The organism is Rhodopirellula sp. P2 (assembly GCF_028768465.1).
Classification (GTDB): Bacteria; Planctomycetota; Planctomycetia; order Pirellulales; family Pirellulaceae; genus Rhodopirellula.
In genome coordinates this window covers 6,357,857-6,379,734 of the sequence record NZ_CP118225.1, presented here as the reverse complement: position 1 = coordinate 6,379,734, position 21,878 = coordinate 6,357,857, and the positions used below count along the sequence as shown (strand labels likewise).

Genomic DNA, 21,878 nt, shown 5'->3' with positions numbered 1-21,878 from the left:
CTCGAAACTTTTTACGCTCAACGCATACTTCCCTCGGGGGAATCCGTTAGTCTAACGTCCTGCGGCGCGTGGCGGTTTCGTGCCCAAGATTTTCGCAGGAGAACTTTCATCGGTGATCAGCCCCGCGTCTCGTCTGTCCCCCTCGGATCCGAACTTCGCCACCGAAGTGATTCAGAATTGCTTGGCCTCCGCGATCCAGCGCGGAGCCAGCGACGTGCACATTCAGCCGCGATCCGAGTCCTGGGAAATCTCCTTTCGAATCGATGGCGTGTTGCAAACGGTTGAGTCGTTCCCGCGGAGCGAAGAAAGCGATCCGGTGGCACGACTGATGGCGCTCGCGGGACTGCCGTCCTACCGAATGGGCGTGCCCCAAGAAGGTCCGCTGCGATGGCGAAGTGGTGACGCAGATCGCAACGGCAGCGACATCGAACACGAGATGCGTTTGGGTGTCTTCCCGACCGTGCATGGCAATCGTGCCGCCATCCGAATCATGGAATCCCGGGAAAACGTTCGGCAATTGCATGAACTTGGGCTCGATGCAAACACCCGGAGTCGTCTGCAAACCATTTGCAACGCTCGTGATGGTTGGTTGTTGGTCGCCGGGCCTGCGGGAAGCGGCAAGACGACGACGCTGTACGCTTGCCTGTCACGCATCGCCAGCGGGGACTTCCGACGCAGTGTTTTGACGATCGAAGACCCGATCGAATCAGTGATCGACTCGATCAGCCAAAGCCAACTGCAGTCCAGCAGCGGTTTGACGTTGGCGGCTGCCATGCGTGCCGCCGTTCGCCAGGACGCGGAGGTGTTGCTGGTCAGCGAAATCCGCGACGTGGAAACCGCCGAGGCTGTGCTGGCCGCGTCGATGACAGGTCACCTTTGTTTCTCGTCGATTCATGCGGGAACCGTGGGCGGAACTTTGCGTCGGTTGGTGCAAATGAACCTGCCAACGTTCGCGATTCAAAGTGGACTGCGTGGCGTGATGTGCCAACGCCTGCTGCGGCGGCGATGCGTTGACTGCGACGCCCGCGCGAAGCCTTCGGATGATTGCGAGCGATGTCATGGAACAGGCTACGCCGGGCGGATCCCGATCGCTCAGATCGTTGACCTGAACGATTCGGAGTGTGGATCAGCCATCTTCGACGCGTTGGCCAATCAGCTTCCCGCATCCAAGCTGGATCAAATCATCGAAGACGCGGGCATCGATTCCCTGCGAGCCCAAGCCGAACGCCTGATCGAAGAAGGCGTGACGGATCGCGAAGAAGTGTTCCGCGTTTTAGGGCACCGTTCATGACCAGCGGCTCCGCTCCAACGCCTGCCTCCTCCGCCAATTCGTTTCAACTCAACGACGAGTCGCTCGCGATGTTGTTGGAGGAGGTCTCCGCAATGGCCGCCTCGGGGCGGTCGTTGGTTTCAGGATTGGCCGGATTGAATGACGTGGCACTCGGGCGTCTCGGCCGTGCCGTCCATTTTGTTCAAACGCGAATGGAACAGGGGCAATCCCCTTCGGTCGCGATGGCATCGCTGTCATCGCCCTATCAAACGCCGATTCGAATCGCCATGCAAATCATGGCGGAAACGGGATCTACGGAGCCCATTCACGAAACCGTGCGGCTGATTCGGCAACGCGAGGACCAACGACGGCAAGTTTGGTTGTCTGCCATCAATCCACTTCTCAACATGTTGGTTGCTGCCGTGGTGGCGTTCTTCGTGTTGCCATGGATCTTGGTTGCGATCTCGGAATCGGAACCGATTCCATCGCCCTTTGCTCCTTCCGTCACGGAAATCTGCCAGGCATTCGCGCAGAACTTCACGTTTGCTGCCGTGGTTGTGATCTGCATCCTGGCGTGCTTTGCGATCTGGATTCACTGGGGGATTCGCCGTTCGATCGGACGGGCCCAACCGTCTCGACATCTGGCGACGTTCTGTCGTTGGCTGGCGATTCAGATCGAGATCCCTGCCGCGAACATCGACACCGCGCGAGCGATTGAGTCCGCCGCAGAAGTCGCGGTTTCCAATTCACCGGGAGCCTGGAAGAACGTTGCCACACAGGTTCGTGCGGGTGCCACCTCCGAACATTCGCTCGAAATCCCGCCGGAGGCTCCCGCGCCGATCAAGGAGTGCGTCGTTGACTTGGTGGCCGGGAAACGCGATCCCGAATCGATCGCCCATGACTTGCGCAAGCTCAGTGAACTGCACGAACAAAATGCGAATCAACAACAAAGTTGGTGGCTGCAGAACGTTCCCCACTGGATCGCTTGGATCCTGATGATTGCCGTCATCATTGTTTTGTTGCAGACCGCGATTTCGCCGCTGCTCCATGCCATTGGGGAGGTCCCCCGATGAGTCACTGGAGCATCGCCGACCAAGCCGAAGTGGAGACCTGGGCTGCCATCCGTAGCAATGGGCGTTCCAGCCTTTCCCACGCAGCCACACTCAGCCTGCTGTACCTGCTGGCGGCGTTGGCGGTGGGGGCGTTTTTGCTCTCCGCGGTCGCACAGATTTGTGAAGGCACGGTCTACTACGTCGGTTGGGATGAAGAAGAACTCCTGGTCGCTTGGATGCGAAACCTGATGTGGGTCTACGCGGGCGGGGCAGCGATCGCATTGACGGGATGGTTGCTGGTCCAGCTTTCTCTTCGCGGTCGATTGCCTTCGGTGCTTTCAGCGGTTGTGGCGAAGATCCCCGGTGTCGGCCGAGCGATTCAAACGATTGCTCTGGCGGATTTTTGCGAATCGATTTACCGGTCCGTGGTTGGGTCGCAAACCTACGGCGATGCGTTTCGGTTCGCAGCCCAGGAAACGCGTTTCACTCCGCTTCAAAACTGGGCCGTTCATTCGGCTCTGCAACTCGATGCTGGGCAGTCTTGGGAACATGCTCTGAGTCACCCGCCGATCAAGGATCATCCGTTGGCAGCGGTGACGGCGCTCGGCCAGGGGCAATTGTCGCGGGAGGAAACCATGCGCATGTGGTACCAGGCTGCCTCGGACAGTCATTCTCTGATTGAGTCCCGATCCCAACGCAGTGTTCGGAATCTGTTTCGAATCGGACTGATCGGGGCGGTGCTGACGGCCGGTTTCGCGATCTTGGCTGCGAACACAGCCATTGTCTCGATGATCAATGGACTGACCTTCTTCGGGTGGTGGTAGTTAGCAGTGTCACATCCATTCATCTTCATTGGCATTGCCATCGTTTGCGGACTGTTCGCTGCCACCTTGCGAACCATCAAGCGGAATCTGATCGCAAAACCGGCTCCGCGGTTCCGATCGAGAACCGTTCGTGTGTTTGCGTTCCTGGAATGGTTGTTTTGGTTGGCTTGCGTGATGGCCCTGGCAATCTCGGCGCCTCACCCGGTCACCTTTGTGTTGTTGGCCATGCTGATGGGGACGCTGTTCGTTGCCCGACGCTGGACCTACCTTGACGAAGCGGATTCGCTGAATCGTTGGATGCGATTGGCGGCGGGCACGCGTGCGTCCTATCCCGTGCTGGCCGAATCGATCGCCGATGGTTCGACCAGTCGCATCGCCTGCCAAGCGAAATCATTCTCTGCCCGATTGATGCGAGGTGAGTCACTGGTCAACGCCGTCCGGCGATCGAAGCTGCCGGTGTCCGCTGACACACTGGCGGCGATCCAGCATGCCCAGCCGCAATCCACGATCGCGTCCGCGAAGGAAACGTCGCGATTCGAAGACATCGATTCCACCACTCCCGCGTCCGCACCCATTGTTGCCGAACAGTTGATCTACCTCCTTGCCACCATGTTCTTGGCGTGGGCGATGGGAGCCGGGATTCGGTCAAACTTGTTCGAATTATTTGATGAATTCGACGAGGAATTCGTTGGATTCAAGTCAAATTTCGATGTTATCGTGCGTGAGATCGCGGCGATGTACGAAGGCCTGATGATTGTGCTTTCGATCTGGCTCGTGATGGCGATCTTGATTCGCTGGCAACCGACTTGGTTGATCCGCTGGATCCCATGGTTTGGGAAAGACGCGATCGCTCGCTGGCGTTGCGAGATCTTGCGGTCACTGGCCATCGGCATTCGTGCAGGACACGCTGAACCTGAATTGTTGTCACTTGCATCGCAAGCGTCTCGAGTTCGTTGGATTCGTAACCGATGCCGCAAGGCGTCCCGATCGATTGAAAATGGCACCCCCTTGCCGGTCGCTCTCCGCCACTCCCAGGTGGTCACGTCGAAAGAACAGTCATGGCTGACCAGCGCCGCCGGCAACCATCACCTTCCCGCCGCGATCAATCAATTGGTCGACAACATATCGCGGCGCCGAACACTCACCTGGAAACTTCGCATGTCATGGCTGGTCCCGCTGGTGACTGTCTTGGTGGGAATCTACGTGATGGCTCACATTGTGGCCGTGTTTCTGTTTTTGACCACCCTCACCCGAGCAATCAGCTGAACGAATGAGAGCGGCTACTTTTAACCGAACACGCACGAAAACACGCCATGGTTTCGCGTTGCTGGAAACGATGGCGGGGTTTGCGTTCCTGGCCATTGCGACTGGGTTTGCCGTGCAAATGCATCAAAGCGGACAGCTGTTCGATCGTGTCTCCACGAATCGCTTGGAACGGCAGCTCGCTATTGAAAACGAAGCTCAACGACTGTCGTTGATTGCTTACGAGGACTTGACGGGCGTTGTCGAGCAACGAGATCCCAATTCCAACATTCAGATCCAAATTGAGCCTTTTGAGACGGACTCCCGAAACGGGGTGCACCTGACGATTCAAACCAGCGTTCACTCGCAAACGCTCCAGCATCATGTCTGGCGAATGGAGCTGGACCAATGAATCGTCGAGTTGGTTTCACTCTGATCGAAATGGTGGTCACCCTTGCGCTTGTCATCGCCATGCTCGGCGGGACGCTTGCGCTGGTATCCCTGATTCGCACCAGCGGTCAGCGGGCAACCGCCTCGGTCCGTGATCGTCAAGAAATTCGGCGATTGGCCAATGACCTTCGCCGTGACGTGGCGGACGCCACTGATTTGGAGGTCGAAGGTTCCCTGTTGATCCTCACGCTCAGCGATCCTGAATCACGAATTCTGTACGACTTCGGTTCGGAACCCTTGTTTTCTCGCAGCGTCGAATCCAATGAGCCGGCATTGAAAGCATCCGACCGTTACCTCATCAACGAAGACTCGCAGGTTGCAATCCGCTTGCAGCCGGATTCGGTTGACGATGCTGAACAAGAGCCATCGTTGGTCGAACTGGTGATCACGTTGCCGAACCGTCCCTCCCAACCGATTCGAATCCTTGCCGCTCAGAGGATGCCAAATTGATTTTGACACATGCTCCTCGCCAGAGTCGTCGCAGACATCCTCGGCCATCCCGTCATGGCCTGGCCGCATTGGGATTGGTGCTGGCGTTGGCCTTGCTCGTCGGCACGTTTGCACTGGTGACTGGTGGGAACGCGGCAAACTCACGTCGACATGATCTGCACCACCAGTCGATCACCTTGCTCGAATCCGCCATTCAAACCGCCCAGGCATTGGGAGATGAGCTCGAATCCGATCTTCGGCTGCCCGTCGATGAAGAGGCGGGAGTTTGGATCGACGTGAAAGTCATCGTTTCCGGTGATCAACCCAATCAAATCGAAGCCACCTTGGTTCGTAACAACCGCCCTGGCATTTCGATCCGACGTCAACAACGAGGCAACTCATGAACGTTCGCCAAGCAAAGCAAGCTTCTCCCGTATGCACGACTCATCGTGGCTTCACCCTGGTGGAGTTGCTGGTCGCGATTGCGATCATTGGGGTCCTGGTTGGAATGCTGGCCCCGGCGGTTCAATCGATTCGCGAAACATCCCGGCGTGCGACCTGTCAATCAAAATTGATCCCGATTGGTTTGGCGATCCAAAGCTACCACGACCGTTGGATGCACTTCCCCGTCGGGACCGTCCTCGCCCCCGACGACGGAATTTCCGGACCGATTGAAAGCACGGATGTTGGGAACCATCACAATTGGCTGGGACGCCTGATGGATTTGATGGACCAACCTGTTGTCGGAAGCCGCATCAATCGATCCGTCAGTGTTTATGACGCTGCCAACCGGCCCGTGTTGGAACTGAGTGTCCCGCACGTTCAGTGTCCCTCCGCCGAACGAACGCCTGATAACGCCAGCAGTTACGTCGGGCTGCATCACCCCACGGAAAAATCCATCGACGAGAGCGACCATGGCGTCTTCATTCTCAACGTTGCGATCACGCGTGACGATGTGACCGATGGGCTGGCCAACACCGCCTTCGTTTCAGAGAAGTTGTTGCCGCTCGATGATCTGGGGTGGCTCAGCGGAACGCGAGCCACGCTGCGGAATGTCGGCGGTGGCATCCAAACGGTTGACGATCGCTTTGCCAAGCCACCTGCATCGGCGGTGGGTTCGGTCGGCAGTCGCCACCCCGCAGGGACTCACTTCTTGTTTGGATCTGGCGAAGTGCGTTTCCAGTCGGCGCAAACCGACCCGCGGATTTTGGAGCAAATGGTCGACCGTCGCGATGGTCAGTTGCCCCTGCAGTTTCAATCGATCGATTCGCTTCGCGAACAGAGCTTGGAATGAGTGATTCGTTGCTCGGAAAGGATCAAGTCGATGGCGTGCTGTTGGGGTGGTGCTTCACCTGGTCCATCGTTCTGTCGATCGCGTTGGCTGGCTTCGCTGGACTGGGTGACCCCGATTCCATGGAAGACGAAAGCCAGTTCTTGTTCGCATCCTCTTTGGGCGGGCTGGCTGCAACCTGGACCGCGATGGGCGTCTGGGCCGCACTGATCGATGTCAAAACGGAAGCAAATGCAAAACGTCCAATGCGGCGTTGGCAAACCGTTGTTGGTTGCTTCCTGCTCGTCAATGCGGTCGTCATGGTTTTCGCATTGCAATTCATGCCATCGTTTGTCGCCTTCCTCCTTTTGTTGGCGAGCATATCGAGCTTGGGGCCGTTTTTGATTTGGCAATGGTTCCGGCGCCCCATCCATCGCGGCCCAACACCACCAACGGGACAACGCAGTATCGGTCAAATCCTGGGAATGGCGGTCACGATCGCAGTGGGCAACGTCCTGTTCAAGGTCGCCGGCATTTGGATGGATTTGTCCGAAGCGACGATCATGCTGGTGCTCTGTCTCGCCGTCGGTTGGACCCTGCTGTTGCTCACGATGCTGGGACGCCAATGGGGCTGGATCTTCGGGCTCATCCCGCTCTGCATCGGCCAGCCCTTTGCCGTCCTGTTGGTCATGGACATGGAAAGCAGCAACGCCGACGAGCAAGCGATGATCGTCAGCGGCACCTGCATCGGTTTCTATCTATTCGCGATGCTGTATGTGTTGTTGCTGAGATCAAGCGGACACAAGTGGTTTCGTTCGATCTGAAATCAACAGCAGACCATCGACCGGGATACGAACCGGGGATCATTCGGCGACGGGGCGACCAACTGTCGTCGCTCCGCGACTTGAGGACTTGTGTGTTGTTGGTGTGTGACCTTGGGTTGAAAACCAAAGGCTTTCGGCTTACGTCGCTCCGCGACTGGTTGTGAGTGTTCGGTGTTTTAACAACCGCGGAGCGGTGACAGTTGTTAGCCTCGGGTTTTCAACCCGAGGTCTTGGGTGTCACGATGACGTTCGACAAGCCGCGGAGCGGCGACAGGTGACGACAGGTGGTGATGGGGGATGGATTGAAAAAGTGAAATTGTAAATTGTAAATTTCAAAATCTGGGCGGTGAAGGCGATGACGGGGTTCGTACCGAACGCGCATCATGGCAGCGATCCTCGCCCCTTACGGGGCCGGCGTCCGTCACTCTGAGGGGCAAGAGTGACCATCCTACATTCGTTAAGCAGGTACGCAGGAATGATTGGGTTTCATCTTGTGAGCCGTTTGGGCGTTAGCCTGGCCTGCGAAATCTTTGGGGTTGACAGCGTCAATTCGCGCTGCGGGATCTTGGCGTTTTAGTTCCAATGGTGATAGTCGTTTGGCCGCCTATGGAGAGAACCATGCCCGAAGAAATCGCCCGATACAAGTCGCCACCGCACAAAGTGATTGAGTTTCTTAAAAACGGACGCGATCAGCTCAGGAAAAAGTATCGGCTGCTGAGGGAGAAGCACCGAGTCGCTGAAAATCAAGTCCGTGCGGTGACCAAGAGTCGCGAAGCTTGGCGAGCCCGCGCCGAGGCGGCCGAAGCCAAGCTCAAAGAACTCAAAAAAAAACAGCCCAAGTAAACGTTGCGGTTGCGCCGGAACCAACCACCTCGCTGTCCGTCGTTGGTAGCTTGTTCCCAGCGGACATCATCGTCCGAGCGATCCGCTTGGTCCTGGAAGGAGCGATCTCGCTGCGGGCAGCCAGTCGAACTTGCAACATCATCGACCAGTGCAACGGTGGCCTTGGACTGGATGCTCCCTGCGAGACCACCATTCAGAATCATATTCTTCGGCTGGGTCTGTACTTGATCGAGCGGACGGATCAGCGGCGCGACGATTGGGTTTGGCTGCTCGACCATACGATTAACGCTGGCAGCACCAAGTGCTTGATCGTGCTGGGAATCGCATTGGAGAATTACCACAAACTCAGTGGGCCGATGAGCCATCATGACCTTGTTGTCATTGCGGTAATGCCAGTGGAAACCTCCAACGGCGAAGTGGTCTGCGGTCAGCTTGAGCAACTCGCCGATCAGTTCGGCAGTCCCGTGGCAACCCTAAGCGACCGCGGTTCGGACCTGAAAAAAGGCGTGGAATTGTTCCAACAAGAGCATCCCGAAGTCGCTTCGTACTACGACATCGTGCATTTGGTCAGCCGCGTCATTAAATCCATTTTCGAGTCCGACTCGCGATGGGACTTGTACCGCAAGGCCTGTTATCGATGTGCCAACTTCCTACGTCAAAGTTCGCTCGCCCACCTCAAGCCGCCATGTCCCAAGACCAAAGCTCGTTACATGAACTACGACCGAGAAGTCCGCTGGGCGATCCGCGCGATGGGTGTTCTGGATCGAGTGCGATCGGGTCAAATCAACGATCGACAACAAGCTAGGTTGCCATCAAAACTCGTTGAGCAGCGACTGGGTTGGTTGGACGAATATCGCGAGCGAGCGTCGGTATGGTTGGAAGTGATCTGGGCGGGTCAAGCGATCAATCAACTTGTTCGGCGGAACGGTTACACCGCAACCACGGCCGATGAGATTCGGCGTCTTGGTGAGACTGTCGACTACGAGGAATCAAAATCGCTCGTCCGGCAGGTTGCCGATGAAGTCGCGCCGCTGTGTCAATCGCTCAGTGGGGATGCCGCGATGCCTGGGAGCACCGAAGTACTCGAATCCCTGATCGGCAAAGGCAAGCGTCTTCTGCATCACAGCGGCAACAGCGTGACGCGACAGATCTTATCTCTCGCTGCTGCCACGACAGAAATCACAACCGACCTCATCAAGGAAGCCCTGTCGACTTGCCAAATGAAGCACCTGAGACAATGGGCCCGTGACAACCTCCGATCAGGAATCCACGTTGCTCGTCGAGAAGACTTGACCGCCGCCCCAGAGGAAGGAAAATTGCGCAAACGCATGGCCGCCGCAAGCCCAATGATTTAGCAGTCCAGCGTTAGCCCCGGTTTTGCGTGGGAACCGTGGCTAACGCCAAACGGCTCACATACCCGATGACACCTGCGTACCTGCTTAGAACGTCGTGGACGACTCAATTGACGAGACCGATATGAAACGCACGACCTTCGTCGTGCTCACTCCGCCGCCTGCAATTGGCTGCGTTTCAACGTCATCTCATAGACCTTCTGGTTTTCCATCGTGATGCACTGGAACGTCATTTCCGGATCGGCCTGCTCCAAATCGAACGTCAGCATCCCAAAGAAGTTGCCTTCGTTGTATGAGAAAACGGCTTTCTCTTTGGTCGGGTGGGTGTGATCGTTCGTCATCTTCGATGTCTCGAATTCGAACAAGTCGTAGCCGTTGGGACGTTCGATCTTGTACACGTCGGTGCGGTGTCGATCAGCCGACAGCAGAATCACGCCGCCAATTTTCTCCTGGTCGATGAAGTCAAAGATTTCGTTGCGTTCTTCCTTCACGCCCCACCAAGAATCTTTCCCGCCTTTGTCAGCGTGCTCCGTCCACAGTGTCCCCGAGGCGAGAACTTTGAAGGTGGCATCGGAGGCTTTCAATTTGGCCAGCAGCCATTCCTTTTGTTCGGGACCCAACATGGTCCCGTCCTTGAATGATCGGTAGTAGCGATTGTCGAGCATGAAGAAGTCGACGTCGCCAATCGAGAAGTCAAACCAACACCCCGGAAGTTCCTCGCCGCCTCCGTACGCGGGGTTGTTCCAGTTCTCGCGAAAAACCTTCCATGATTCGAATTTCCAACTGGGCTTGAAACGGCGGGGGCCACCGGACGAGTCATCGACGCCAAGATCGTGATCGTCGTAGACTGCGTACACCGATGTCGACGCGGTCAGCCGCTGAAACTCGGGTCGCAATTGTCGGCGGTAGTAGTGAACTCGCTGTTTCGTTCGTGACTTGGGTTGATCGATGTAAACATTGTCGCCGAGCAACAGGATCGCTTCCGGTGACCGACTCGCAATCACGTCCCAGATCTTTTCCTTGGACGGGTTGTACCGGGCACCACCGCCAAACGCGACGCTGAACGTTGCCTTCTCGCCTTTGGACGGATAAGTCTGGAACGTTGGTTTCTGATCGGGGAAAACGCTTTGTCCATCGACCAAAACGTCGTAGGTGTAGTCCGTGGCGGGCTGCAATCCGTCCAGATCCAACAGCGCGGTGAAGTCCATCTCCGCCGATGTTGTGACGACCTTGCTTGCGCCGCCGTCCATCACAACTTGCACGCTGGCGGCTTCGGTCGTTCGAACCCAAATGCGAGCGCTATGATCGGTGACGCAGCCCAGCATCGGGCCGCCCAAAAGCTTCAAATCGTGTTTTTGAATCAGTTCCCGGAAATCCGGCGTGTCCACCACACGACGGAGGCTCTCGTCGGTCTCTTTCAGCCCATACATGGACCCGAGGAAGAAGTGGTCCATGTCGCCCACCACGGGTGTGTCACGCGGCGTGGGGATCGGCGGTTTCGCGTGAGATACCGAAGCAATAGGCAGGATCGCAAACAGGATTCCTGACAACATTCTCTTCATGGCGGCGTTCTGGAGTAGAGTCTGGCGTGGCCCGTTTCAAGGTGGGGCAACCATGTTATCACAGCCTGGTGCGTGAGAATGCCGGGAGGCCGAAACAAGCGGCTCCGGCATCGTCAGTGTAGAACAGTTGTCCCTAACTGTTCCGTCTCGCAAGGTACCGACCCATGGTCTATTTCGAACTGTTTGAGTTTGGATTCGGTGGAGGCGGGCGGTGAAGCGTTAGGTTTCGCACACGGAACAAAAGTCGGCAGGAATGATCAAGCACAACCATGTGAGCCGTTTGGGCATTAGCCTGGGCTGTCAAAAGGTTGGTATTGACACCGCTTTGGACTGCGCAGGTTTCGTTCCTCGACTTCGCCCCAACGGGGCAGCCCTATGCCAGCCCAGGGCAACGCCCTGGGTTGTGGCGGGACCAAGAATACAAAGCCCCAACGGGGGCGGTCCTAGCGGGTTTTGGGGAGTCTTTCTTAGGGCCGCCCCGTTGGGGCTGGTGTCGGAATCTCCGTAACGAAACCCCAGGCGATGCCTGGGGCTATTTTAGAGCTGCCCCGTTGGGGCGTAGGACAGAATAAAAATCAACGTCGCATTTTCCGTGTCAATACTAACCTTTTGACAGTCCAGCGTGAGCCACGGTTGTGCGTGAAAACCGTGGCTAACGCCAACGGCCCACATACCCCATGACTCCTGCGTACCTGCTTCGAACAGTTGTCCTCAACTGTCGTCGGGTATCTGAGCCGCTTGGGCGTTGGCCCCGGTTCCCGCACTTTACCGGGGCGAATGCTTTGGCTTTTTCGCGTTCACGGCATGCAAGCGTCCAGCGTCATCAGGACAAATCCGGTTCCGTAAGGTTGATGGTAGTCGTACAGCGGGTAGTCCCACCATGAACCGTCGGATTCTTGACGGTCCAGCATCAGCTTGGCCAGCATCGATTGGTACGGGGCACGTTCTTCTTGGGGCAACAAGTCCATTCCCACTGCGGCGTAGTAGTGGCCAAAGAAGTAGAAGTAGCCTGCCACCTGCATCCAGGCTTCGTGAGGCACCGGTCGCTTGCGGCCGATGTCGAGCCAGCCGTTGCGGAGATAGAGCCGACACAGCCAGACCTTCACGACATCATCGGTGATTTTAGAATCACCCCAAACTCGCATCGCCGCATTGCAGCACTGGGACCGACCGAGACTCCCGCCGGGGCGATTGATCTCTCGCATCGGTCGATACTGCAGGTCTTCGCTGTACAGGTAGCTGAAGTCGGGTTTCTGTTGTCGGCCCAGAGCTGCGACGGCGCGATCCACCATGCGTTTTGGCGGAGTCACCCCGATGGAATCAGCTTCCTTGAGTGCCACCAACACCGCTCCGTTGACAAAGCTGGTCGACGACGAAGTGGGCTGGTCGGCTTGGTAGCGGAAGTCGTAATAGCCCCAACCACCGTCGACCGATTCGTAACGCTGCAGCATTTCGAATTGATTCTGGATCAGACTGACGATGCTGGCTTGCCGATCCGCATCGTTCTGGTGCCATGCATGCAATCGCACCAGGGCTTGAATTGAGTAACCGTGCCCCCAAACGTTGTACATGGCCGAACCATCGGCTCGTCGCAGTTTCGGCAATTCGCGGAACAACCACGTTTCCGCTCGTTCGACCGATTCGCGGACTTGAGCCCGCAATCCTCGTTCGGATGCATCCGCTGGTAGGTGTTCCAGCGTGTCGATCAACCCCGCGATTCCTAGCGATGTGGTCGCGGCTCGGAACGCGTGGTGAGCTCCAGGGACCGGAGCGAAAATGTTCAACCCTTTGGTTCGCGTGGGGGAGCCCCAAGAACCGTTGGCGTTCTGATCGTCGAGCATGAACTGGACCCCACGCACGATCGCGGCGCGGATCTCCGGTTCGGTGGGACCATCGATTTTCGGGGGCACTGGAGTGCGCGACAAATCAAAGGGCTCCACCGCAGCCACGTCTTCCGCCGGCAATGTCGCGCTGGGTGCCAGCAGACTCCAGGCCGCCAGCATCAGGACGAAGTGAAGCGGCTGGATGCGAACAGCAGGAGCGATCTTGGTCGTCATGACCGGGCGTTCGGTTTGCTTGATATTCATTGCATTTTCCCGAGGATGATCACGATCATTTCGTCAATTCAACGGTCGCGGTCATCGTCGGTTTCACCGCTTCGGGCAATTTGCCTGTGATCTTCACTGTTGCATCAAACTTCGTTCCCATGAACGGCACCGATGCGAGCGAATCAATGCTGCCCTTGACCTCCGTCTTCGGGGCAATCGCTGGCTTGATAACGCATGAGTCGCCAGCTTGGATGCTAGCCAGATCTGCCTCGCTCAGCGTCAAGCGAACTCGCATCCTTTTGGGCTGAACCAACGTGGCGATGACCTGATCAGTGGAGACCTTCGCTCCTGCCTTGATCGGACTCGGCTTGGCGTTCAGTGCACCGCGACTGAGTTCTCCATACAGCAGGATCCCATTGCCGGGTGCCTGGATGACAATCGATTTTCGTTGTTCGCGGAGGTCTTTGAAGTTCGCTTCCTTCTCGGTTAAAGCATCAGCGGCCTTGCGGCGTTCCAGGTCGCGTTTCTTTTTCGCACTGTCGAGATCGCGAATGGTTTTCTCGTATGTCATTTGAGCTCGTTCCCACGCGGCTTCGGTCGAGGCGTCTTCGGCGGGAATGGATTGTTCAATGATTCGTTTGGACCGGATCTCCGTGCTTTCCAAACGAAATTGAGCGGACTCGACAGCTCGCTTGGCACGCTTGAGCACGATCTCTTCCGATTCCTCGGTCAAATCATCGGCGTCGTACATCTGCTGAAGCTGCTTCAATTCCTCGGCCGCGTTCTCGAGTGAGGCTTTGGACATTTCAATGTCAAATTCAGCGCTTTTGATTTTACGATCGCGGTCGAATTGCAAGTAGTTGTCGTAGGCCTGCTTGGCGGATTGACGCTTCCGTTCCGCATCCTGGCGATCAAGTTCTTGAGCGGCAACGAATTGATCGTAGGCAAACTGTTCGTCTGCGGCGGTGATCCTTGCCAAGCGAATGTCGATCTCGGCGGCGGAAAGTTTTTTGTCGATGGATTCCGTGTCGAACCAAATGACCGTCTGTCCCTGTTTGACTTCGGTTCCGTGAGGCACGATCTTCTTGATCTCGAGTGCACCGAACTGATCCAACCCGTGCGTCAATTCCGAGCTTTGAGTTGCCTCGAATGTTCCTTGCACCTTGAGCGGTTCAGCCGCCTTCTCTGTTTCCTTGTCCTTCGGTGCGTCGTCCAACGCGAGAAGCGAATTGGCGCTAAGGCTCACGCAGAATGCCGCGATGGCGGCTCGAGTCATCAGATTCAACAAACAATTCATGATGTCATTCTCTCAAGGCGATACGGGACGACCGTGATTGGCGATTTGCTTTCGGTCGTCTGTGTCAAGATTGCTCACTTCGGGGGCATACCGCCGGAAACGCGGCACGGCGTTTTAGGGTATCTCCAGCGATCACCAAATCAATCAACCGAAATTCAACGAGTCGATTCGGGGCACTGGAAGGGGCCAGTGCCGAAATCTTGACGTTACTTGGCTGTCGCAGGAGGTCTCAGCCCCTCTTTGGTTTTCGTCATTTCTCGGCAAGGACCCTCTGGAAGGCATGCAGGCAATCGCCAAGCAACCATTCAAACGCCGCGACGCAATCGACCACGTCGCGACAGTGGTCTCCATTGTACCGTCTGGCGGTTGCCTTCAAACGAGATCAGGCAAGTCTTTGGAGAGCTCGATCCAGTCATCGTGCCGCCTGAGTCGCTCAACCACGGCCGGATGTGGCTCTCGCCAAATCTCTGGGAGGTCTCGTTCGCCTTCCATTTTGGCTGCAAACGCGAGTCGCTCATGAGGCGGATCAAACTGGGCGTTCACACCGGGTTTGTTCCCACGAGCGTCAATCCGAACCCAGCCATGCCCCGGCAAATGAACCGCGTTCAATCCATGCAAGCAAAACGGTGCACCATCGCTGTCGACCGACAATCGCTGGTAACACATCCCGGCGGGGATTTGATTGGCTCGTAACAACGCACACAGCAGATGACTCTTGGCGTAGCAGTATCCAATCCCGTGCAACAGCACATCCGACGCTCGGCACGTCACCGGGTTTCGCTGTTCATCTCCGGTGTGCTGGATCGCGTCACGTACAAACTCAATGCAGTTTTTAGCGGTTTCCTCGATTGATGCCCCCGCCAACTTGCGTGCACATTCAACGATGTCCGGATGGTCAGCATCAATGTCCTCGCAATGCCCAAGGTAGTCGTCTGGATTAGGAGATGAACTCATGTCGGTTTCGTTGGACAGCAATGAGAGAGAGAAACGCGTGAAGAGCATTCTGGAGTATGTTGAGTGGTGCGTCACGATCAAAAATGGGGATCCGATGCCGTAGCGGAAGTCGCCAAGACTTTCGGTGGCTCCCAGGGCCTGCAGGTTCATTCAGTTCAAGTGCTGCCTGCAAGAACGCCTTGAAGTTGAGCAGGTCGCCTGGTGGGCTGCGGGAGAACCATGATTCCAATTCATCATCGGGATAGATTGAAAACCTCGAACGCAACTCTCGAACAAAATCGTCCGGTGTCGTGCACTCCAATAGTGCCAAGGCCCGTTTTGCAAATGCCTTGCTATGACCAGGAGTGTCAACGGCCGCATCGATTGCCGCTTCGCGTTCCCAGTGCATCAAAATCGAACGAGCAATTTCGTGATTCAAGAAACGCAAGCTCGATGGATCGTCATGAAAATGTGGGCGGAATTCCAGCAGCTGACAGCTCGCAGAACCGTACTCGGCAATCGCAATGTCCTCGCGGGCTTGATAGAGAGCATGTTCCAACGACGCGATCCGTCGCTGATGCCGGAACTGAGTGCCAACGAGCGCGAACCCCAAGGCGACGACGAGCACCGTGGTCAAAATCTGCGTCAACGTGAATCGCATGAGGCACCTGTTCTGCTCGAGTGCGGTCAACTGGAGGCGTCTTTCTTACCCAGCACTTGTCGGCTCGCGAAATGGTAGCCCCACCAAGTAGCTGACAGTACAAGCAGCATGGTTCCAATCCAACTGGCGGCCCATGCTCGGAAAACGTGATGGGCCAGCGGTTCGGTCGCCCGCTGCCAGAGTTGCATTTGTCCGAATGCGAAGACGGCGACTCCAAGAGCAGCCCCCACCGCTCCCAAGCGAAACGGATTGATCCAGCTCGATCGCGAATGGTCGACGTCCGTCTCCATCATCTCGTTTGTCTTCACTGGCCTCTTGGAACGTGTCCCCAGTTGGAAGCACAAAAAGAACGCGATGGTGAAGATCAACGTGGACGCAAGGTCCGCGGGCGATAGCAAGGTCGCACCGCCGGAGCAGGCAAAGGCAATCACCGCCGTTTGCTGATACTTGCTGCGACGCCACCGCAGAAGCAGTGAGACAAGCCCAAGAACGACGGGCAAGACAAGTTCGAAGATACCAACGGAAAGGTGCATGGCTGAATTCTCCAACAAACAAATGGACTGGAAAGTTCGCCGAATGCACTCCGTCGACCACTGGTCACGAAAGGGAAGCGATCAAATGATCTTATTGCCCCTGCTTGGCCGAGTCAAACATGATCGAGTCAAATCGCCTGTTGTGAATCAATCGTCGCTTGTTCACAAGCCGAACAAACCCAAGAGGACGACAATCGTGATGGCCTCACGATAGGCGAGGAAGCGGATCGAGAACAAATCTGCGACCAATCGATTCCAGAATTCGCGAATGAACCATGCGGAAATGAACATCATGATCAGGTAGCGAACAAAATCGATCAACGATGTGAGCACCAAGCCTTGGATGGGAACGTTCTGGGCTTTGTCCGAAAAAGCGAACGTGATGAACCCGGTTCCCGCCGAGTACAAAATCAGCAGAACATTGAACCCGAGAGTGATGGTGGGGCGTGGGGCTTTCAAGATTGGATCCGACGATGGGCTCAGTGGATTTCAGGTGGCCGATGAATGGAACTCACGCGTACTCGCTTGGCCCCAGCATAACCGTCTCTGAGACGCCACTTTCAGTTTCGAATTGGACGTAGCCATCGGACTCGACCAGCGAGCGTTCATGATCCGTCAGCTCTTCTTCGAACTGTCGTTGAATCAACTCCGTGTCGATGTACTTGACCGCCAACTTCGCCGAGACCGTGGTCGCCACAATCACCACGGACAGGATCCTCATCCCAGGATATGGCAAGAAGAACACTCGCGGTCCAATCATCCCCGACACAATTTCGTAGCCTCGCAATGCAACGCGGTAACGTTCCAAGCTTTCGGTCGATGTCTCATCAACGGCGTCCTCAACCTCCGTTGCCACTCGCTCCACCGAAGCCGCAATGGGCTCTGTCACCTTGCCCGAATCGCATCCCGTGACGGATGCGGCGGCCGCGAACGCTGAGAACGAAAGAAAATGTCTTCTCTGCATGGAAACGCTCGAAGTGAGAGAACGGACAAGCCCATTGGCCGAAGACCGTCGGATGATCTCGCCTTCATGAAGGGCCGAATCAATCGCCAAGGGGGGCGCTGATTGTCCCCGAACTCATTGGAGATTCGGTCGTCGGTGAATCATCCGGAAAATGCAGCAGGCCAATCAAGCCGATCCCCAGCAAAACGATGCTCATCAGCACCGCGTTGGCGGCCCACTCTCGGGCAGATACCCGAAACGCGATTGGCCCCAGTTCCACCGTTTGCGATGTCGAAACCGACGTCACGACGGAAACAGTGATCTCTTGCGACCTTGTTCCGGCCCCGTTATCGATGACCGGACCTTCCTAAGTGGTCTTGGGCGTGAGATCGACCTGCGCCACCGCACGCGATTGCTGCCGAGCGTTCCACGCCAATCCCGCGAGGGGAATGGCGAACAACAGAAACAGCAACCAGACCAATGCCAAAGGAAGGTTTGTCATGACATCGGTCACTTCATGCAGCGGGAATCGCACGGGCACAGCCCATGCCAACTCGGTCTACTCTTCGACCGCTTCGAAAATCGCGATTTGACCATCGTTGAGTTTGCCCTTCGAATTTTCGCCACCGTTTCGCCATGACAGGACAACGCCGAACAACTTGCCATCGATCTCAACGGGGCAGAAACCATGCATGTGACGCATCAACTGCAACGTCTCGTAGGTCGCGGGAACCAGAGCACCCGATGGCTTTCCATTGTCCATCACCAACACGGGCGCCGACCCGTTGGTCTTGGGCAATGCATTCAACAACGGCAGGAACATGCTGTCGCCGAAGCTTGAAATGTTGCAAGGGTTCGAACCTTTGGGCAACTGAATGTAGTACTCCTTGCCAGCTCCGGGTGTGCGAATCTGAGCTCCACCTGGCGTGAACGAGAAAATGCGACCGTGTGAACGCGACGCGATTTCAACGATTTCTTGGCCACCTTCTGTTGCAACCTGAACGCCGTGCCCAGTGTTGAGCATCCCTCCGCTGCCTTCTCGGCCGCCCCATGCCGGACCGTTCCATTTCCATTGGCCGTCAACCAACTCTGCGGACAAGGCAAAGTCACCCGGTGCGTACCCGATGACGACGACCAAACGCTTTGCATCTGGCAAGAAGACGACATCGCAAGGAGTGAATCGTCCACCCGCCTTGAAGTATTCATTGACGGTCGGGTTGTCGAATTCATCCCCCTTGGGTTGGCTCAGCGTTGCCAAGACCTTGCCACGTTTGGTCACGAACACTTGTTGCGTGTTGGTCGAAGCAAACGTCCAGTACGATTCACCATCCAAGACGAAACAGTCGGTGCCGTGAGCGTTCATGCCGGCAGCGAACACTGGGTCCTGATCTTCGACGGGTGTCCATTCCTTCAACTCGGGATCGAGCGTCACGAGCCCGTGCTTGGCAACAGCGGTCACGATTTCGCCGGTCAGCAAATCCCGATCAGCGTTGTTGTGCAGGCCGCCTTTGGCTGCATCGATCATCGCTTCGGATTGCTTGCCCAACTCGGGGCGATGTTCCCAGCGATACGTTTTGCCGTTCACTTGGAATTTGTTGGTCGGCGCCGTCGGATCGAACTCCGCGGCGGATTCCTTCGACGCGTCGGAATCTCCGTGGTCGTGACCCTCGTGGGCCATCCCATTCATCGGAATTCCGGAGAGCAAAGCGAGGAAGGTGAAAGAAAGAATTCGCATGAAAGGCACGACAGAGATCTCGTGAGGAAGACGGGTTGGAACGACGCCGGGCATTGTGATGGATGCCCGTGAACGCATCAGGATAGACCAAGCGGGGCCCAATCTCCATTTGTTGGGCGGCAACTGTCAATTGGGGGCTCAGCCGCAATTGAGAACTCAGCCGAGACGCTGCTGGCTAGCGGATCCAGCCGATTCAACGCGTGAGACGGTTGGGATTGGATCGCAGCCAACGCCCGCAGATACCTCCGATGTGCCGATTTTGCGATCACAGCACCTGAATGAGCCCCTGCGGCCAAGCCTCGCGGACCGTCAGCAAAACACTGCCTTGGACAGAGAGCACTGCACAGAAAAGCACGCCCAGGTGGATTCGAACCACCGACCTACGGATTAGAAGTCCGTTGCTCTGTCCAGCTGAGCTATGGGCGCGAGAGAGTGGGGGCGCTGAATGGACCCCGTGTTTGGTTTGTGAAGGAGGACTTTCAATGCAAGCCAACACCACAAAACAACCGACATCTGAGGTCGAGTCGACGATGCCGAGCACCGCTCGAACGGTGTGTTCGGGCAGTGCAGCGACAGTCTATCGGCGTCCCACATTTTGGGCAACGTCCGCGTTTTTCACGTTCCGTGAAGGCAATTTCGCAGCAGGCGAGGGGCAATGAAAACGAGGAAACGCGGCGTCGTCGAGGTTCAAGAACGATCGCCCTGCGGGGCTCAGCGGGTGTAGATCAGAACCGCGTAAGCGCCAAACGACACTTCGGCACGAGCTGGCAAACCATCGTAGGGCTGGTCCGTCGCATCGACATGTTCGACCGGATGATCGTCGAAGTCCTGATCGTAGCCAGACCAATCGGTGTTGAGCTTCAATTGCCAATCGCCCGAATCGGGAAAACCGATTTCGTATTGATCCCAAGAACGGTTGGCAAAGTTTGCCAGCACCAAAACGTCGTCCTGAGGATCCTCGGCACGCCGCACGAACGCCACCACTTTGTCATTTTCGTTGACGTGATGCATCAAGATGTGCTGGCCCGTCAATCCTCGCGACGTGCCGTCTTCGTTCAAACGCAGGTGAATCAGGTCGCGAAAAAGGCGTTTGATTCCTCTGAGCCGGCGAGTCCGTTCCCACTCCAGTGGATCGGTGTCCTCGAACCAGTCGTCTTCCAACATCTCTTGTCCCTGGAACAGCATCGGGATGCCAGGGGCCGTGAGCGCCAATGCCGCAGCCAGGACCGTTCGCTTCTTGGCGAAACGACTCTCTGGATCACTGGCGTCGATCTCACTCGGAACACGTGATTTTCCGTTGGCAACTTCATCATGCGACTCGCTGTAGATCACTCGCTGAAAAGCGTCCCCGTTGTATCGATGGCACAACGCGTCTCGCACCGCCCACATGTCTCGATGAGCATCATCGATTTCTTGCACTGCCGATCTGATCGGATGGACAAAGGCCGCGTCCCACTGCGTTGTGAAGCCTGCGCCGCCTTGGTCCTCGGTTTTGGTCAACCAGTTGTTGGTTTGCAGGTCTTCCGCGATCAAGTAGCACCCTGGGAACTCCTTTCGCAAATCACGATTGATCCACTGCATCAAACCCCAGCCTTCGGCAATGTCATCGTTGCCAATCCCTGAGACCGTGCGAATGTAAGCGGTCATGTCATACCGCAATCCATCGGCGTGGAATTCTCGCATCCACATCATCGCGTTGTCGTGAATGAACTGGCGAACTTCGCCGCGACCATAGTCTGGTCGGGTGTCACCCCAAGGCGTGCTGGAACGATGGTCTTGATAGAAGTAGATGCCACCCTTGTCGTTTTCGCTCCACCCATCGAACTGCCACAAATCCAAGTCGCTGGGGCCAAAGTGGTTGTAAACGACGTCGATGATCACCGCAAAGCCGGCTTGATGTGCCGCGTCGACGAACGCTTTCAACGCGTCCGGACCACCATAAGCCTGTTCGACTGCAAAGATGTGAGCGGGGTTGTAACCCCATGACAAATCACCAGCAAATTCGGCGACAGGCATGATCTGAATCGCGTTGATACCGAGTTCTTTGAGATGCTTGAACTTCGCCACTGCATCAGAGAACGTTCCCGGTTGATCGGGATCGTCTCGATGAAACGTTCCGATATGCATCTCGTAGATCACCAACTCGTTCTGAGCCGGTCGATCAAAGGCCGGATGCTTCCAATCAAATGTGTCTGCGTAGACGACCGCGTTGCCGATCGAATTGGTGACTTCCCGGGCGTACGGGTCGATGCGATTGAATGACTGGTCCCCGTTGATGATCTGGTACTGGTATTCGTCGCCGGGTTTGGCTTTCGCAATGTCGGCGTACCAAGTGCCGTGTTCTTCTCGCTGCAACGGATTGGATTCCTCGTCCCAGTCGTTGAACGTTCCCACGACCGAAACACGGTCTGCGTTTGGGGCCCAGACCCGAAAGGCAACGCCCTTCTCGTGAACGATGGCTCCCATTCCTTGTTTGGAAGCCTCCGCGTTCAGAATCTGTTCTTGGTTCAAATCACTACTCGACAAAACCGAGGTTCCATTCATTTCACGTCCTTCGATGACGATCGCAACTTGCAAGCTGGTTTGTTGGTGCAGCGAATCAATCATCGC

The 21,878-nt window shown here is 56.4% G+C and carries 22 protein-coding genes and 1 tRNA gene; 11 read left to right on the top strand and 12 right to left on the bottom strand.

Going from position 1 to position 21,878, the window contains the following annotated elements; all coding sequences use genetic code 11:
* Positions 1-79 precede the first annotated feature (79 nt).
* The 11 genes from PSR62_RS22455 (at position 80) to PSR62_RS22405 (ending at position 9,559) form a co-directional block, all read left to right on the top strand.
* Positions 80-1,291: a GspE/PulE family protein gene (locus PSR62_RS22455; protein WP_274405203.1), complete on the top strand. Its 1,212-nt coding sequence runs from the start codon at positions 80-82 to the stop codon at positions 1,289-1,291.
* Positions 1,288-2,343: a type II secretion system F family protein gene (locus PSR62_RS22450; protein WP_274405202.1), complete on the top strand. Its 1,056-nt coding sequence runs from the start codon at positions 1,288-1,290 to the stop codon at positions 2,341-2,343. Before PSR62_RS22455 ends, PSR62_RS22450 begins: the two co-directional genes overlap by 4 nt.
* Complete coding sequence (locus PSR62_RS22445) at positions 2,340-3,146, top strand: hypothetical protein (protein WP_274405201.1); 807 nt, start codon at positions 2,340-2,342, stop codon at positions 3,144-3,146. Before PSR62_RS22450 ends, PSR62_RS22445 begins: the two co-directional genes overlap by 4 nt.
* Before the next feature lie 51 nt (positions 3,147-3,197).
* Positions 3,198-4,412: a type II secretion system F family protein gene (locus tag PSR62_RS22440; protein ID WP_443217461.1), complete on the top strand. Its 1,215-nt coding sequence runs from the start codon at positions 3,198-3,200 to the stop codon at positions 4,410-4,412.
* A 4-nt stretch (positions 4,413-4,416) separates the two neighbouring features.
* On the top strand, positions 4,417-4,800 hold the full coding sequence (locus PSR62_RS22435) for a hypothetical protein (RefSeq protein WP_274405199.1): 384 nt from the start codon (positions 4,417-4,419) through the stop codon (positions 4,798-4,800).
* Complete coding sequence (locus tag PSR62_RS22430; RefSeq protein WP_274405198.1) at positions 4,797-5,288, top strand: PulJ/GspJ family protein; 492 nt, start codon at positions 4,797-4,799, stop codon at positions 5,286-5,288. The genes PSR62_RS22435 and PSR62_RS22430 overlap by 4 nt, the downstream gene beginning before the upstream one ends.
* Positions 5,285-5,671 (top strand): hypothetical protein, encoded by a 387-nt coding sequence (locus PSR62_RS22425; RefSeq protein WP_274405197.1) that lies wholly within the window; start codon positions 5,285-5,287, stop codon positions 5,669-5,671. Before PSR62_RS22430 ends, PSR62_RS22425 begins: the two co-directional genes overlap by 4 nt.
* Positions 5,668-6,561, top strand: a complete 894-nt coding sequence (locus PSR62_RS22420) for a DUF1559 domain-containing protein (RefSeq protein WP_274405196.1) — start codon at positions 5,668-5,670, stop codon at positions 6,559-6,561. The genes PSR62_RS22425 and PSR62_RS22420 overlap by 4 nt, the downstream gene beginning before the upstream one ends.
* Positions 6,558-7,361 carry a hypothetical protein gene (locus tag PSR62_RS22415; RefSeq protein ID WP_274405195.1) on the top strand — a complete coding sequence of 268 codons (804 nt, stop codon included), beginning with the start codon at positions 6,558-6,560 and terminating at the stop codon, positions 7,359-7,361. Before PSR62_RS22420 ends, PSR62_RS22415 begins: the two co-directional genes overlap by 4 nt.
* A 618-nt stretch (positions 7,362-7,979) precedes the next feature.
* Positions 7,980-8,204, top strand: coding sequence for a hypothetical protein (locus PSR62_RS22410; protein ID WP_274405194.1), 225 nt, complete (start codon positions 7,980-7,982; stop codon positions 8,202-8,204).
* A 50-nt stretch (positions 8,205-8,254) separates the two neighbouring features.
* Positions 8,255-9,559, top strand: coding sequence for a hypothetical protein (locus tag PSR62_RS22405; protein WP_007337696.1), 1,305 nt, complete (start codon positions 8,255-8,257; stop codon positions 9,557-9,559).
* 146 nt (positions 9,560-9,705) lie between these two features.
* Here PSR62_RS22405 and PSR62_RS22400 read toward each other — a convergent pair whose 3' ends face one another.
* The 12 genes from PSR62_RS22400 to PSR62_RS22345 form a co-directional block, all read right to left on the bottom strand.
* Entirely contained in the window at positions 9,706-11,109 is a 1,404-nt protein-coding gene (locus PSR62_RS22400) for an alkaline phosphatase D family protein (RefSeq protein WP_338020247.1), read from the bottom strand.
* An 806-nt stretch (positions 11,110-11,915) separates the two neighbouring features.
* The gene (locus tag PSR62_RS22395) at positions 11,916-13,121 is read right to left on the bottom strand and encodes a hypothetical protein (protein ID WP_443217460.1); all 1,206 of its coding nucleotides are present in this window, start codon (positions 13,119-13,121) and stop codon (positions 11,916-11,918) included.
* 109 nt (positions 13,122-13,230) lie between these two features.
* Complete coding sequence (locus PSR62_RS22390; RefSeq protein WP_274405191.1) at positions 13,231-14,463, bottom strand: HlyD family efflux transporter periplasmic adaptor subunit; 1,233 nt, start codon at positions 14,461-14,463, stop codon at positions 13,231-13,233.
* Between the two features lie 372 nt (positions 14,464-14,835).
* Complete coding sequence (locus tag PSR62_RS22385; protein WP_274405190.1) at positions 14,836-15,417, bottom strand: transglutaminase-like domain-containing protein; 582 nt, start codon at positions 15,415-15,417, stop codon at positions 14,836-14,838.
* On the bottom strand, positions 15,401-16,057 hold the full coding sequence (locus tag PSR62_RS22380; RefSeq protein WP_274405189.1) for a hypothetical protein: 657 nt from the start codon (positions 16,055-16,057) through the stop codon (positions 15,401-15,403). The genes PSR62_RS22385 and PSR62_RS22380 overlap by 17 nt, the downstream gene beginning before the upstream one ends.
* A gap of 26 nt (positions 16,058-16,083) precedes the next feature.
* Entirely contained in the window at positions 16,084-16,590 is a 507-nt protein-coding gene (locus PSR62_RS22375) for a hypothetical protein (RefSeq protein WP_274405188.1), read from the bottom strand.
* 162 nt (positions 16,591-16,752) lie between these two features.
* Positions 16,753-17,049, bottom strand: coding sequence for a hypothetical protein (locus tag PSR62_RS22370; protein WP_011117724.1), 297 nt, complete (start codon positions 17,047-17,049; stop codon positions 16,753-16,755).
* 52 nt (positions 17,050-17,101) lie between these two features.
* Positions 17,102-17,554: a hypothetical protein gene (locus tag PSR62_RS22365; RefSeq protein WP_274405187.1), complete on the bottom strand. Its 453-nt coding sequence runs from the start codon at positions 17,552-17,554 to the stop codon at positions 17,102-17,104.
* Positions 17,555-17,900: 346 nt separating this feature from the next.
* Positions 17,901-18,035, bottom strand: a complete 135-nt coding sequence (locus PSR62_RS22360) for a hypothetical protein (protein WP_274405186.1) — start codon at positions 18,033-18,035, stop codon at positions 17,901-17,903.
* 57 nt (positions 18,036-18,092) lie between these two features.
* Positions 18,093-19,268 carry a hypothetical protein gene (locus PSR62_RS22355; RefSeq protein WP_274405185.1) on the bottom strand — a complete coding sequence of 392 codons (1,176 nt, stop codon included), beginning with the start codon at positions 19,266-19,268 and terminating at the stop codon, positions 18,093-18,095.
* Positions 19,269-19,620: 352 nt separating this feature from the next.
* Positions 19,621-19,694 (bottom strand) — tRNA-Arg (locus tag PSR62_RS22350).
* Positions 19,695-19,979: 285 nt separating this feature from the next.
* Positions 19,980-21,875, bottom strand: a complete 1,896-nt coding sequence (locus PSR62_RS22345) for an alpha-amylase family glycosyl hydrolase (protein WP_274405184.1) — start codon at positions 21,873-21,875, stop codon at positions 19,980-19,982.
* Positions 21,876-21,878 lie beyond the last annotated feature (3 nt).